At 73.6% G+C, this 12,711-nt stretch carries 13 protein-coding genes; 5 read left to right on the top strand and 8 right to left on the bottom strand.

Annotated features, from left to right (window positions below; translation table 11 throughout):
- Positions 1-66: 66 nt before the first annotated feature.
- Positions 67-648: a hydrolase gene (locus ABT403_RS35525; RefSeq protein WP_344156906.1), complete on the top strand. Its 582-nt coding sequence runs from the start codon at positions 67-69 to the stop codon at positions 646-648.
- On the opposite strand, the gene ABT403_RS35520 is transcribed toward ABT403_RS35525, so the two are convergent.
- From ABT403_RS35520 to ABT403_RS35510, 3 genes are all read right to left on the bottom strand, one after another.
- Positions 620-1,174, bottom strand: a complete 555-nt coding sequence (locus ABT403_RS35520; RefSeq protein WP_344156903.1) for an ATP-binding protein — start codon at positions 1,172-1,174, stop codon at positions 620-622. The genes ABT403_RS35525 and ABT403_RS35520 overlap by 29 nt on opposite strands.
- Positions 1,175-1,192: 18 nt before the next feature.
- Positions 1,193-1,561, bottom strand: coding sequence for an STAS domain-containing protein (locus ABT403_RS35515; RefSeq protein ID WP_344156900.1), 369 nt, complete (start codon positions 1,559-1,561; stop codon positions 1,193-1,195).
- A 71-nt stretch (positions 1,562-1,632) separates the two neighbouring features.
- Positions 1,633-2,508, bottom strand: coding sequence for a class I SAM-dependent methyltransferase (locus tag ABT403_RS35510; protein WP_344156897.1), 876 nt, complete (start codon positions 2,506-2,508; stop codon positions 1,633-1,635).
- Between the two features lie 116 nt (positions 2,509-2,624).
- Between ABT403_RS35510 and ABT403_RS35505 the strand changes: the two genes are divergently transcribed.
- The gene (locus ABT403_RS35505) at positions 2,625-3,218 is read left to right on the top strand and encodes a TetR family transcriptional regulator (protein ID WP_344156894.1); all 594 of its coding nucleotides are present in this window, start codon (positions 2,625-2,627) and stop codon (positions 3,216-3,218) included.
- A gap of 88 nt (positions 3,219-3,306) precedes the next feature.
- Entirely contained in the window at positions 3,307-4,446 is a 1,140-nt protein-coding gene (locus ABT403_RS35500) for a permease (protein ID WP_344158896.1), read from the top strand.
- 31 nt (positions 4,447-4,477) lie between these two features.
- Here ABT403_RS35500 and ABT403_RS35495 read toward each other — a convergent pair whose 3' ends face one another.
- The gene (locus ABT403_RS35495; RefSeq protein ID WP_344156892.1) at positions 4,478-6,289 is read right to left on the bottom strand and encodes an ABC transporter ATP-binding protein; all 1,812 of its coding nucleotides are present in this window, start codon (positions 6,287-6,289) and stop codon (positions 4,478-4,480) included.
- Positions 6,290-6,464: 175 nt separating this feature from the next.
- Complete coding sequence (locus ABT403_RS35490) at positions 6,465-8,297, bottom strand: glycoside hydrolase family 15 protein (RefSeq protein ID WP_344156889.1); 1,833 nt, start codon at positions 8,295-8,297, stop codon at positions 6,465-6,467.
- 244 nt (positions 8,298-8,541) lie between these two features.
- On the opposite strand from ABT403_RS35490, the gene ABT403_RS35485 reads away from it, so the two are divergent.
- Together ABT403_RS35485 and ABT403_RS35480 are read left to right on the top strand one after the other, a co-directional pair.
- The gene (locus ABT403_RS35485) at positions 8,542-9,735 is read left to right on the top strand and encodes a cytochrome P450 (protein WP_344156886.1); all 1,194 of its coding nucleotides are present in this window, start codon (positions 8,542-8,544) and stop codon (positions 9,733-9,735) included.
- Positions 9,732-9,974 (top strand): ferredoxin, encoded by a 243-nt coding sequence (locus ABT403_RS35480; RefSeq protein WP_344156883.1) that lies wholly within the window; start codon positions 9,732-9,734, stop codon positions 9,972-9,974. The genes ABT403_RS35485 and ABT403_RS35480 overlap by 4 nt, the downstream gene beginning before the upstream one ends.
- Before the next feature lie 8 nt (positions 9,975-9,982).
- Here the strand turns inward: ABT403_RS35480 and ABT403_RS35475 are convergent, their stop codons facing one another.
- From ABT403_RS35475 to ABT403_RS35465, 3 genes are all read right to left on the bottom strand, one after another.
- Positions 9,983-10,816: a TIGR03943 family putative permease subunit gene (locus ABT403_RS35475; protein WP_344156880.1), complete on the bottom strand. Its 834-nt coding sequence runs from the start codon at positions 10,814-10,816 to the stop codon at positions 9,983-9,985.
- On the bottom strand, positions 10,813-11,859 hold the full coding sequence (locus tag ABT403_RS35470) for a permease (RefSeq protein WP_425580164.1): 1,047 nt from the start codon (positions 11,857-11,859) through the stop codon (positions 10,813-10,815). Before ABT403_RS35470 ends, ABT403_RS35475 begins: the two co-directional genes overlap by 4 nt.
- An 81-nt stretch (positions 11,860-11,940) precedes the next feature.
- Positions 11,941-12,594 carry a 4'-phosphopantetheinyl transferase family protein gene (locus ABT403_RS35465; protein ID WP_344156874.1) on the bottom strand — a complete coding sequence of 218 codons (654 nt, stop codon included), beginning with the start codon at positions 12,592-12,594 and terminating at the stop codon, positions 11,941-11,943.
- Positions 12,595-12,711 lie beyond the last annotated feature (117 nt).

Here is a 12,711-nt window from a genome sequence, read left to right as displayed (position 1 = left end):
TCGGCACGGCGCGCGGTACGCGGCAGACTGGGGCGTCCGTCAGCCGCCACGCCCGGAGGAGCCCGCATGACCACCCCCGCCCTGACCCTGGACCGCGGCACCGCCCTGGTGCTGATCGACCTCCAGCAGGGGATCCTCGCCCTGCCCACGGCCCGCCCCTCCGGCGAGGTCCTCGCCCGCGGTGTCGCCCTCGCCGAGGCCTTCCGCGCGCACAAGCTGCCCGTGGTCCTGGTCAACGTCGCCTGGTCGCCCGACGGCGGCGACCTCCCCACCACCGACGTCGACCGTCCCGGCCCCGCCGCCGCCCCGCCGGCCGCGTTCTCCGAGATCCCGGCCGAACTGGCGGCCCTGGGAGACGTGACGGTCACCAAGCGCCACTGGGGCGCCTTCACCGGCACCGAGCTGGACCTCCAGCTGCGCCGGCGCGGCGTCCACCGCATCGTGCTGGCCGGGATCTCGACCAGCATCGGGGTCGAGTCCACCGCGCGTACCGCCTGGGAGCACAGCTACGGGCTGGTCTTCGCCGAGGACGCCACCGCCGACCTGGACGCCGACTCGCACGCGCACACCTTCGGGAAGATCTTCCCCCGCATCGGCCGGGTCAGCTCCACCGCCGAGGTCATCGCCGCGCTGGACGCCCTCCGCTGAGCCCCACCCGGGCCCGCGAATCCGGCGGGCCGCACACCTCGGGCGGGGAGGGCACCTCCAGCCAGACGCACTTGCCGGCCGCCCCGGGGCGCGAACCCCAGGCACGGGCCAGGCGGTCGACGATCAGCAGCCCGTACCCGCCCGGCCACCCCGGATCCCCCGACCGGCCGGGCCCCGTCCTCCCGTCCCGCCGCCCGGCACCGGGGCCCGCACCGCTCCCGCGGACGGACCCCGGTGGCACGGGCGACGCCGGGTTGATGTCGGTGACCTCGATCCGGAGGCGGTCCTGCGTACAGTCCAGCACCAGCGCCCCGGGACCGCCCCCGTGCAGGCACGCGTTGGCCACCACCTCCGACACCAGCAGCAGGACGTCCTCGGCGGCCTGACGCACTCCCGGCGTCGGACCGGGCAGCCAGTGCCAGGCGGTCAGCGCCCGGCGGGTGAAGTCGCGGCTGCGGGAGACGGGATCCATGAGCCCGTCGAGGACCAGGAGCCAGTTCCGGTTGACCGGCCGTCGCTGTTCCATGGTCCCGCTTCCCTCTCCTCAGGGGCCGGGTTTTCCGCCCAGGGCCCGTGTCACGTCCGAGTGCACCGGGAAGACCGTGTCCGCGCCGGTGATGCGGAACATCCGGGCGACCGGCCCGCCGAGCCCCGCCAGCTCCAGGGAGCCGCCGGCCTCCTCGATGGCGATCCGGCCGTGCAGCAGGGCGTTCAGCCCGGTGGAGTCGCAGAACCGCAGTCCCGCCATGTCGACCACCAGCCGTCCGCCCCGGACGGCCGCCCCCTCCAGGGCCTGCCGGAGGGGCTCCGCCGTGTCGTGGTCCAGCTCGCCACCGAGCGTGAGGAGGACCGTCCCGTCCACCGTCCGTACCGCGACGCTGAACCGTTCGCCTTCCGTTCCCGGCATCACCATCCGGCATCATCCTTCCCGCGCGCTTCCTTGCACCTGCCCCGGACCCGGCCCCCTATGCATGCATACCCCCTCTACCCCCGGTCCGCGCTGACCAGCCAGGCCGTGCCGCGCAGACGGACGGCGCCGTCGCGCTCGTACGGGCGCAGGTGGTCCGCCAGGGCGCGGCGGGCGTCGGCCCGCGCCTCCGGGCCGACCTGGGCGAGCAGGTGGTGTCCGGGCCCGGAGCCCAGCAGGAAGCCGGCCGCGTCCTCGGCGTCCGCGCCCCACACCCCGTCCGCCTCCGTCCGCACGGCCTCGACGCCGGTGAAGCCGGCCGAGCGCAGGAGGGCCCCGGTACGGTCCGGGTCGGCGAGGGAGAACATGCCGGGGCTGCCGGGGGCGGCGAAGTCACCGACGGGCAGGATGCCGTCCAGGGCGCGGAAGGCCTGCATCCACTCGCTGGCCCCGGGCTCGGCGGCGGTGACGAAGGCCAGGCGGCCGCCGGGGCGCAGCGCGCGGGCGATGTTGCCGAAGGCCGCCGCGGGGTCGTCGAAGAACATCACGCCGTACCGGCTGACGGCGTGGGTGAAGGAGCCCGGGGCGAAGGGGTGGACCTGGGCGTCCCCCTGGGTGAAGGCCACGTTGCCGACCCCTTCGGCCAGGGCGGACGCACGGGCCCGGGCGAGCAGGGGGGCGGACAGGTCCAGCCCCTCGGCCGTCCCCTGCCCGGCCCCGGCGCCGCCGGCGGCCAGCCGCGCCGCGAGCCGGGTGGTGCGGCCCGCGCCGCAGCCGACGTCGAGGACGCGGTCGCCGGGGCGGATCCCCGCCGCCGTGAGCAGGGGCTCGTTGAACCCGTCGTTGACGGCGTCCCAGCGCGTCTGGTGGGTGGCCCAGTAGGTGCCGTCGTAGCCGTTCCACGCCTGTGCCTGGGCGGTGTTGGCGATGGCCGTGCGGGGCGGCTGGTGCATGGCTCGGTCTCCTCCGGTCGGTCGGACGACGAGAATGGGCAGACGCCCAAACCCTCGCGCTACAGTATGGGCAACCGCCCATACCCGCAATCACCTTCCCCAGCCGGAGCGCCCCCATGTCACCCCGCGGAGTAGCCATCCCCGATCTGCGCGAGCGCCTCTTCGCGGCCGCCGAACGCGTCGTGGCGCGTGACGGCGCGGCCGCCCTCACCAGCCGGGCGGTCACCGCCGAGGCGGACTGCGCCAAGGGGGTCCTGCACACCCACTTCGCCGGTCTGGACGAGTTCGTCGCGGAGCTGGTCCTGGACCGGTTCGCGCGCACGGCCCGGCTGGCGCGGGCGCTGCCCGGCCGGGCGGGGCGGGGCGAGGTGGCCGGCAACCTCGCGGCGGTGGCGCTGGGGCTGCTGGAGTCCCTGGATCCGGGCGTCGTCGGCCTCGCCCTGACCCGGCCGGCAGCCGCCCTGCACACCCGCGAGGCCCTGCGGTCGGGGGCGCCGGGGTTCGCGGGGATCGAGGAGTCGGTACGGGCGTACCTGGACGAGGAGCGCGCCCGGGGCCGGGTCCCGGCGGGGCTGGACTCCGGGGCGGTGGCCCTGGCCCTCGTCGGCACGGTCCACCACCTGCTGATGACCCGCGACCCCGGGGGCCCGGACCCGCGCGAGACCACCGCCCGCCTGATCGCCGCCCTGGTCCCGGCGCCCGCGTCCTGACCGGGCGGGCTCCCGGCCCGCCCCCACCCCTTCGGCCTGCCGTGTCGCGCGCCCGCCGGCGGGGCGTCCGGGGGAAGCTGCGGGCATGATCCACGCAGTGGCGCACGCGCTGTCGATCACCGGCTCGATGACCTGGGAGATCACCTGGGCGCTGATCCTCGGCTTCACCCTGTCGGCGATGGTCCAGGCGGTGGTCCGCACGTCCACCGTGGTCCGCCTGCTGGGTGACGACCGCCCCCGCACCCTCGCCGTGGCGGCCGGGCTGGGCGCGGCCTCCTCCTCCTGCTCCTACGCCGCGGTCGCCCTGGCCCGTTCACTGTTCGTCAAGGGGGCGCACTTCACCGCCGCCATGGCCTTCGAGATCGCCTCGACCAATCTGGTCGTCGAGCTGGGGATCGTCCTGGCCCTGCTGATGGGCTGGCAGTTCACCGCCGCCGAGTTCGCCGGCGGCCCGGTCATGATCGTCGTACTCGCGCTGCTGTTCCGGCTGTTCCTGAGCGACGGGCTGCTGGGGCCGGCGCGCGCACAGGCCGGGCGGGGCGTGGCGGGGGCCATGGAGGGGCACGCCGCGATGGACATGTCGGTGGGCGGAGGGGGTTCGTTCGTCCGGCGACTGCTGTCGGGGCGGGGTTTCACCGCCACGAGCCACGTCTTCGTCATGGAGTGGGCGGCGATCCTGCGGGACCTGGTGGTGGGGCTGCTGATCGCCGGGGCCGTCGCGGCCTGGGTGCCGGACGCCTTCTGGCGGGCCTTCTTCTTCGAGGGACACCCGCTGGCCGCCCGGCTGTGGGGGCCGGTGATCGGGCCGCTGGTGGCGATGGCCTCGTTCGTCTGCTCGATCGGTAACGTGCCGCTGGCCGTGGTGCTGTGGAAGGGCGGGATCAGCTTCGGCGGCGTGGTCTCGTTCGTCTTCGCCGACCTGCTGATCCTGCCGGTCCTGAACATCTACCGGAAGTACTACGGCCTCCGGATGACCCTGTTCCTGCTGGGGACGTTCTACCTGGCCGCGGTGGTCGCCGGGTACGCCGTCGAGTTCGCCTTCGGCGGCCTCGGGCTGATCCCGGACCAGGCCGCGGCCCGGCTGCCGCAGGAGGGCGTCTCCTGGAACTACACCACCTTCCTCGACATCGCCTTCCTCGGCCTGGCCGCGGCCTTCGTGGTCCGCTTCCTGCGGACCGACGGGCGGGACATGCTCCGGATGATGGGCGGCCCGCCCCCGTCCGGCTAGGTATAAGACTGCCGGACGGGGCGGGCACCCCCTAACGCAGGTCCGCCGCGGCCGGGGTGTCGTCGAGGAAGCCGCCCGACTGGTGCTGCCACAGCTTGGCGTAGGCGCCGTCGGCGGCGAGCAGCTCGTGGTGGGTGCCCTGCTCGACGATCCGTCCGCGGTCGAGGACGACGAGCCGGTCCATGGTGGCCACGGTGGACAGCCGGTGGGCCACCACGAGCGCCGTGCGTCCGGCCATCAGCCGCCACAGCGCGTCCTGGACGAGGATCTCGCTCTCGGAGTCCAGCGCGCTGGTCGCCTCGTCGAGCAGCAGGATGGGCGCGTCGCGCAGGATCGCCCGGGCGAGGGCGACCCGCTGGCGCTGGCCGCCGGAGAGCTTCACCCCGCGCTCGCCGACCATGGTGTCGAACCCGTCCGGCAGGGCGTCGGCGAACTCGGTGACGTGCGCCGCCTCGGCCGCGCGGCGGATCTCGGCGTCCGTGGCGTCCGGCCGGGCGAAGGCGATGTTCTCGCGCAGGGTGCGGTGGAACATGGCCGGGTCCTGCGGCACGTAGGCGATCAGGCCGCGCAGGTCGGCCTGGGACATCCGGCTGATGTCCTGTCCGCCGATCCGGATCCGGCCGGAGTCGATGTCCGTCATCCGCAGCAGCAGCCGGGTGAGGGTGGTCTTGCCGCCACCGGACCGGCCGACCAGGCCGATCTTCGACCCGCCGGCGACGGCCAGGTCGAGGCCCTGGAACAGGGGCTCGGAGCCGCCCGCGTGGGTGAAGCGCACCCCTTCGAAGGACACGTCGGCGCCCTTGGGCGCCAGCGGCTCCGGGGAGGCCGGGTCGAGTACCTTCGGGGGGTCCAGCAGCAGTTCGGTGAACTGGGCGGCCTCCGTCATCGAGCTCTCCAGCCGGCGGTAGATCTGGTTGAACTCGAACATGATGCGGGTGGCGTTGCCGTAGTAGGTGAAGGCGACGACGACCGCCTCCACCCCGCGCCCGTCCGCCGCGAGCCCGACGGCGAGGAACAGGCCCAGCGCGTTGGTCAGTACGGACATGGGCGCGACGAGGGTGTCGATGCGCAGGTTTCCGTAGTCCCAGGAGCGCAGCATGAGCCGGCGCGACTCCGCGACGCGCGCCCGGTGTTCGGCCGCCTCGCGCCGCTCGGCGGCGAAGGCCCGCACCGTGTCCATGTTCATCAGGCTGTCGGAGACGTGCCCCGAGACCCGGGCGATCGCCTCCTCCCGGCGGTCGACGAGCGCCTGCCGGCGGCGGACCAGGGGGGCCACGCCCACCGCCGTCACCGCGATCATCACCAGGAGCCCGACGACGAGCAGCGGGTCGTACCGCCAGAGCACCACCGACCCGAACACCAGCGGGACCAGCCGCCCGACGAGGTTGAAGGTGAGCGCGTCGACGAACTCCTCGAAGCGGGTGGCGAAGCTCAGGACCCGTTTGGTGAGCGAGCCGGCGAAGTTGTCGTGGAAGAACGCGGCGTCCTTGGCGAAGAGTTCGTCCAGCCCGATCACGTACAGGCGCTCGACGCCGAGGGCGTCGACCCGGTTGAGGCAGTGCAGCCCCAGGCGCCACATCCCCTCGGAGAGGAGCAGGACCACGGCGAAGACCGCCACGTACGGGAGCATGTCACCCGGACGGGTGGCGGCGCCCTGCGAGATCCGGCCGACGAGTTTGGCGACGACGAGGGGCGCGACGTAGTTGATGCCGACGTTGCCCAGCGCCGGGAGCAGCATCGCGGGGACGGTCCAGCGGCGGAGCCGGGCCATCTCCCGTCCGTAGTAGCGAAGTGCGAGGAACACCGAGCCCCTGCTCGGCGAACTCTTGGACGATTCTGGCATTCCCGTACCAACCCTGCTGTGTCGGACCGTCAGGCAAGGTTCCGCAGTGTTCCGCAAGGGCGCCCGTACGGTCCATGTGTTTTTCGACCGGTACGGGCATCACGCACTGTAGGGGAATGAACGCGGTGCGCGACAGGGTGCCTCGATGGCGGGCGGGCGCGGCTCCCGGTCCGGGTCAGGCTCCGGACCGGTCCAGCTCCTCGTCCAGGGCGAGCGCCGCCGCGATGAGCGCCAGGTGGGTGAACGCCTGCGGGAAGTTGCCCAGTTGCTCGCCGGTCGGCCCGATCTCCTCGGCGAAGAGGCCGACGTGGTTGGCGTAGGTGAGCATCTTGTCGAAGGCGTACCGGGCCGCGCCGAGGCGGCCCGCGCGGGCGAGGGCGCCGACGTAGAGGAACGTGCAGAGGGAGAACGTGCCCTCGTCGCCGCGCAGGCCGTCCGGGGACTCGGCCGGGTCGTAGCGGTGCACGAGGCTGTCGGAGACCAGCCCCGCCTCGATCGCGTCGAGGGTCGACAGCCAGCGGCGGTCCCTCGGGGAGACGAAGCCGACGGTGGGCATCAGCAGGAGGGAGGCGTCGAGCACGTCGCCGTCGAAGTGCTGGACGAACGCCTCGCGGCGGTCGCTGTAGCCGCGTTCCATGATCTGGCGGAAGACGGCGTCCCGTGCGGCGGTCCAGCCGGCCACGTCGGCGGGCCGGGCGAGTTCGGCGGCCAGCCGGATGCCCCGGTCGAAGGCCGTCCAGCACATCAGCCGGCTGTAGGTGAAGTCGCGGCGGCCGCCCCTGGTCTCCCAGATGCCCTCGTCGGGCCGGTCCCACGAGCGGGCCAGCCAGTCGAGGAGGGCGCTCAGGTTCCGCCAGCCGTCGTACCCGGCGAGCCGGGCCAGGTCGGCGGCGTGGCTGAGGGCGAAGACGGCCTCTCCGTAGATGTCGAGCTGGAGCTGACCGGCCGCGCCGTTGCCGAGCCGGACGGGCGCGGAGCCGCGGTATCCCTCCAGGTGCGTCAGGACCTCCTCGTCCAGGCGGGGGTCCCCGTCGACCCGGTACATGATCTGCAGCGGCTCGCCGGTCACCGTACCGCCCTGGGGTACGCGGGCCCCGAGCCAGCGCCGGAACGCCTCGGCCTCGTCCTCCAGCCCCAGGTCGAGCAGGGCCTTCACCGACAGCGAGGCGTCGCGCACCCAGGTGTAGCGGTAGTCCCAGTTCCGCTCCCCGCCGATCCGTTCGGGCAGGCCCATGGTGACGGCGGCCACGGGGGCGCCGGTGGGGGCGTAGGTCATGAGCTTCAGCGTGATCGCGGACCGGTTGACCATCTGCTGCCAGCGGCCCCGGTACCGGCTGCGGCTCAGCCAGCGGTGCCAGTGGTCATATGTGGCCCGGAACGCGCGGCGCAATTCCTCCGCGCCCATCGGCTCCGGCGGCCCGGCGGCGGGGTCGTGACACACCGTCAGTACGGCGGCGGCGAGCCCGCCCTGCCCCAGCTCCGCCTCCCCCCGCACCCCGGCCCCGTCCCGCCGGATCCGCACCGGTCCGCTGACCTGGAGGAACGCCGACACCTCCGGCCCGCCGAACCGGGCGGTGGCCCCCTCCACCGCCAACTCCGGCTCGGCGCGCCCGTAGTCGAACGCGGGCTGACACTCGATCCCGAACCGGACGGTGCCCCGGGTGACGCGCAGGACGCGGATGATCCGGTGCAGCCCGGGCGGCGCCTCGGCCTCCCCCAGCGGCATGAAGTCGACGACCTCACCGACCCCCTCCTCGGTCATGAACCGGGTGACGAGCACGGCGGTGTCGGCCAGGTACAACTGCCGGGTGACGGCGCCGTCCCCCTCGGCCGCGACGGCGAAGAACCCGCCCCGGTCGTGGTCGAGCAGGGAGGCGAACAGACTGGGCGCATCGAACCGCGGCGCGCAGAACCAGTCGATCACCCCCTCGGAGGAGACCAGCGCGGCCGTCCGCAGGTCCCCGATCAGCCCGTGGTCCCCGATCGGCGGATATCGGCGTCGACGCATGCCACTCCCTCCACAACCCCGCCCACCCCACCTCCACGCTACGGTCCCACCCTCCCGGGGGCACCCCGCGACATTGCCTTCGCCGCCACTCATTGCAACGAAGCGTTGCATTCGATGGCAGGTCATTGCATCAATTCATGGCCTTTGACCTGGAGTTATGCGCTAAGTCCATTGACCGGATCCTGAACGCAACGTAGCTTTCGAGAGGCGCCGAACGCGTCATATCGCGAGATGAGGAATGGTCATGAGTGAGTCCCTCCACACCGTCGAGGCCATGCCGACGGAGCGTCGGGCCGGTTGTCCCTTCGATCCGCCGGCGGAGCTGAGCGAGGCCCGGCGGCACGGTCCCATCAGCCGCTTCACCCACGCCGGGGGCAGGCCCGGCTGGCTGATCACCGGGTACGACCTGGTCAGGTCGGTGCTGGCGGACCCCCGGTTCAGCTCGCGCAAGGAGCTGATGAACATCGCCGACTTCGAGCTCCCTCCGGCCCCGCCCGGCGAGTTCCTCCTCATGGACGAACCGCAGCACGGCCGTTACCGCAAGCCCCTGGTCGGCAAGTTCACCGTGCGGCGGATGCGGCTGCTGACCGAGCGGATCGAGCGGATCACCGCCGAGTGCCTGGACGCCATGGAGGCGGCCGGCCCTTCCGCGGACCTGGTGACCGCGTTCGCCAAGCCGATCCCCACCATCGTGATCTGCGAGATCCTCGGCGTGCCCTACGAGGACCGGGCTTCCTTCCAGGAGCAGATCGACGCCTTCATGGGCGGGGAGGTGAGCGACGAGGAGCTGATCGCCGCCTACACCGCGACCCAGGAATACCTTGCCCGGCTGGTGGCCGCCAAGCGCGCGAACCCCACCGACGACGTGCTGAGCGAGCTCACCGACGGCGACCTGACCGACGAGGAGCTGAAGGGCATCAGCCTCATCCTGCTCGCGGCCGGCTTCGACACCACCGCGAACATGCTCTCCCTCGGCACCTTCGCCCTGCTGAGCAACCCGGACCAGCTGGCCGCGCTGCGCGCCGACCCCTCGCTCACCGACGGCGCGGTGGAGGAGCTGCTGCGGTACCTGAGCGTCGCCAAGACCTTCCACCGGACGGCGCTGGAGGACGTCGAGGTGGGCGGGCGGACCATCGAGGCCGGAACGACGGTCGTCCTGTCGTTCAACACCGCCAACCGCGACCCCGAGCGCTTCGCCGACCCCGACGTCCTCGACATCCGCCGCCCGTACGACGGACACCTCGCCTTCAGCCACGGCATCCACCAGTGCCTGGGCCAGCAGCTGGCCCGCGTGGAGATGCGGGTGGCCTTCCGGGCCCTGCTGGAGCGCTTCCCCACGCTGCGCCTGGCCGTACCGGCCGACGAGGTCCGCCTGCGCCCGGAGACCGCCGACATCTACGGGGTGAAGAGCCTGCCGGTCACCTGGGACGCCAAGTGAGCGCGGCCCGCCCGAGCGTCGATCGCGAACGCTGCATCGGCGCCGGGATGTGCGCCATGACCGCCCCCGACGTCTTCGACCAGGACGACGAGGGCCTGGTGGTCCTGCTGGAGGCCGAGCCGGACGCCGCCCGTCTCGCGGCCGCGCGGATGGCCGCCGGGGTGTGCCCGTCGGGGGCCATCACCCTCGGCGGGCCGGCATCCGGCGGGCCTGCGGAGGGCCGCCCGCCCTCCGCCTGAGCGGCGGATCAGCCCAGTCCCGTGGGCGGCGCGTCGAGGTAGGGGTTGCGCGGCGGGGTGACGGGCTTCAGGACGCCGGCCTCCATGGCCGGGACCGGGTTCTCGACGGTGACGCGCCCGGCCCTCAGGACGCCCGTGACCTCGACCCAGGTGTCGTCGGCGGGCGCCTTCGCGCCGTGCATCTCCACGTGGAGGGTCCGCGCGTCGGCAGCGCAGCAGCTGAGCTTCAGGCGGTTGAGGTACCAGGTGCCCGGGGCCTTGCCGGCGGAGACGAACCCCAGCAGCCGGACCTCGCGGCCGTCCAGGGTCTTCGGCGCGTGCACGGAGCGCCCGATGAACTCCTCCAGGGCCAGGGGCGTCACCGGCGCGTCCCCCAGCTCCCCGTAGGCGCTCTGCCCGGCGCCGGACGCGGCCCCGCCCCGCGAGGCCGTGTACGCGCCGAGCGCCGGCGGGGCGACGAACATCAGGGTGAGGGCGGGTACGGCGAGGAGCCAGGCGACGGGCGTGACCCCGCCGTGGTCGTGGCCGTCAGCGCCGTGGTCGTGGCCGTCAGCCCCGTGACCGTGGCCGCTGCCCTCGTGCCGCTCTTCCTCGTGGCCGTCCGCCGGCTCCCGCAGGCGGCGGACGAGCTCGGCCCCGAGGCCGGCGAAGCCCAGGGCGGCCAGCAGGATTCCGGACGCGACGAGGTAGGGCCCCAGCCCCGCCTTCACGTACCGCAGGTACACGTCGCTGCGCACGGTGGTGTGGAGCAGGCCCGTGCCGGTCAGCACCAGCAGGAGCGGCGCGCCGAGTCCGCCCAGCAGGCGGTCGCGGTCCGCGCGGGCGGGGGGTCGTCCGGTCACAGGAGTACGCCCCCGACGAGTACGGCGCACAGGATCGCCACGACGAACGTGGCGGCGCAGAACCGGACCGCGAACGCCCGTCCGAAGGCCCCCGCCTGCAGGGCGATCAGCTTCAGGTCGACCATCGGGCCCACCACCATGAAGGCCAGGCGGGCGGTGGGCGAGAAGCCGGTGAACGAGGACGCGACGAACGCGTCCGCCTCCGAGCACACCGACAGGAGCACCGCGAGCGCCGCCGCCACGAGCACGCCCAGCCACGGGGACCCGGAGAAGGCCTCCAGGACGGACGGCGGTACGAGGACGTCGAAGGTCGCCGCGGCCATGGCGCCGACCACCAGGAATCCGCCCGCTTGCAGGAAGTCGTGCTGCATCCCGCGCCGGAAGGCGTCCAGCCGGCCGGCGCCGGGCGGCTGCTCCGCTCGCGCGGCGGGCGGCCGCAGCCATTCCTCACGGCCCCACCGGATCCACAGCCAGCCCATGACGACGGAGGTGAGCAGCGACGCCCCGAACCGGGCGGCCACCATCTCCGGCCTGCCGGGGAACGCGATCGCCGTCGCGACGAGCACCACCGGGTTGACGGCGGGCGCGGCGAGCAGGAACGTCAGGGCCGCCGCGGGAGCCACTCCCCGGCGCATCAGGCTGCCCGCGACCGGCACCGAGGCGCACTCGCACCCCGGCAGCACCACTCCGGCGGCGCCGGCCACCGGAACGGCGAGGACGGGGTTACGGGGCAGGACCTTGGCGAAGACCCGGGCGGGGACGAACGCGCCGATGGCCGCCGAGACGACGGTGCCGAGGATCAGGAACGGTATGCCCTGCATGACGATGGCGACCAGCAGGGTGCGCCACGCCCCGAACGCGGCCAGCCCGTAACGCCGCTCCAGCCACGGGCCGGCGAGCACGGCGGCCACCGCGGCGCCGACCAGGGCCGGGCCGGCCGCGGCCATGCCCGCCCGGCGCCGCCGCCCCGTCCCGGCCTCGCCGTCCCGCGGGCCCGAGGAGTGGGGCGGCGCTTGCGTCGCCGTGCTCGCCGGACCCTCCATCACACCGCGCCCTTCGCTCGTCGTCCGCCGTGACGCGGGCGGGCCACACACTAGCGGGCGACAATCATATTCATCTACCGCTCACGCAGGGCACGGCACCGTGATTCCGGCGACGATGAGGCCCTGGTCGATGAGCCACCGCCCCCTCAGCAGCCGGCGCGGGAACCCGGGGTCGGATTCCAGGAGGCGGGCGGAGAACGCCCCGCCGTACTCGATGGTGATCTCGGCCTGCCCGAAGTCCAGCACCCGTCGGGCGACGGGGAACCAGGCCTTGTAGACGCACTCCTTCACGCAGAACAGCAGCCGGTCCCAGTGGACCTCGGGCTCCAGGCGGGACATCTCGGCCGTACGGCGGCGTTCCCACGGGAGGGCGATGAGGTCGAGCATGCCCTTGGGGAGTGGGAGGTGGGGCTCGGCGTCGATCCCGACGGTGAGGATCCCGGAGGCCCGGGCCACGGCCGCCGCCCGGTATCCCTCGCAGTGGGTCATGCTCCCGACGATCCCCTCGGGCCACACGGGGGCCCCGCGCTCCCCGGTGAGGATCGGGACGGGGCCGACGCCGAGCTCCGCGAGGGCCTGCCGGGCACACCACCGCGTGGTGGCGAACTCCTGCCTGCGCTTCTCGACGGCGCTGCTCACGATCTCCGGCTCGCCGCCCAGGAGCGGAGCGCGGACCGTGTCGCCGAAGGCCTCGGCCGTGGCGACCCCGGAGGCCGGCACGAGTTTCTCAATCATGGCTCACCTGCCCTGACACCGGTTACTGCGGCGGGTTGCCGTGCTTGCGGGACGGCAGGTCGGCGTGCTTGGTGCGGAGCATCGCGAGGGCGCTGACGAGCACCGCGCGGGTTTCGG

Origin of the sequence: Streptomyces sp. NPDC000075 (assembly GCF_040301925.1) — a bacterium.
GTDB classification, from domain to species: Bacteria; Actinomycetota; Actinomycetes; order Streptomycetales; family Streptomycetaceae; genus Streptomyces; species Streptomyces polychromogenes.
The sequence above is the reverse complement of the archived record's forward strand: the minus strand, read 5'-3'. Positions and strand labels throughout refer to the sequence as shown.

Excerpts from the sequence above, each read along its gene's own strand:
- ABT403_RS35525 (WP_344156906.1), top strand. The coding sequence starts at position 67 with ATGACCACCCCCGCCCTGACCCTGGACCGCGGCACCGCCCTGGTGCTG.
- ABT403_RS35520 (WP_344156903.1), bottom strand. The coding sequence starts at position 1,174 with ATGGAACAGCGACGGCCGGTCAACCGGAACTGGCTCCTGGTCCTCGAC.
- ABT403_RS35515 (WP_344156900.1), bottom strand. The coding sequence starts at position 1,561 with ATGGTGATGCCGGGAACGGAAGGCGAACGGTTCAGCGTCGCGGTACGG.
- ABT403_RS35510 (WP_344156897.1), bottom strand. The coding sequence starts at position 2,508 with ATGCACCAGCCGCCCCGCACGGCCATCGCCAACACCGCCCAGGCACAG.
- ABT403_RS35505 (WP_344156894.1), top strand. The coding sequence starts at position 2,625 with ATGTCACCCCGCGGAGTAGCCATCCCCGATCTGCGCGAGCGCCTCTTC.
- ABT403_RS35495 (WP_344156892.1), bottom strand. The coding sequence starts at position 6,289 with ATGCCAGAATCGTCCAAGAGTTCGCCGAGCAGGGGCTCGGTGTTCCTC.
- ABT403_RS35490 (WP_344156889.1), bottom strand. The coding sequence starts at position 8,297 with ATGCGTCGACGCCGATATCCGCCGATCGGGGACCACGGGCTGATCGGG.
- ABT403_RS35485 (WP_344156886.1), top strand. The coding sequence starts at position 8,542 with ATGAGTGAGTCCCTCCACACCGTCGAGGCCATGCCGACGGAGCGTCGG.
- ABT403_RS35470 (WP_425580164.1), bottom strand. The coding sequence starts at position 11,859 with ATGGAGGGTCCGGCGAGCACGGCGACGCAAGCGCCGCCCCACTCCTCG.
- ABT403_RS35465 (WP_344156874.1), bottom strand. The coding sequence starts at position 12,594 with ATGATTGAGAAACTCGTGCCGGCCTCCGGGGTCGCCACGGCCGAGGCC.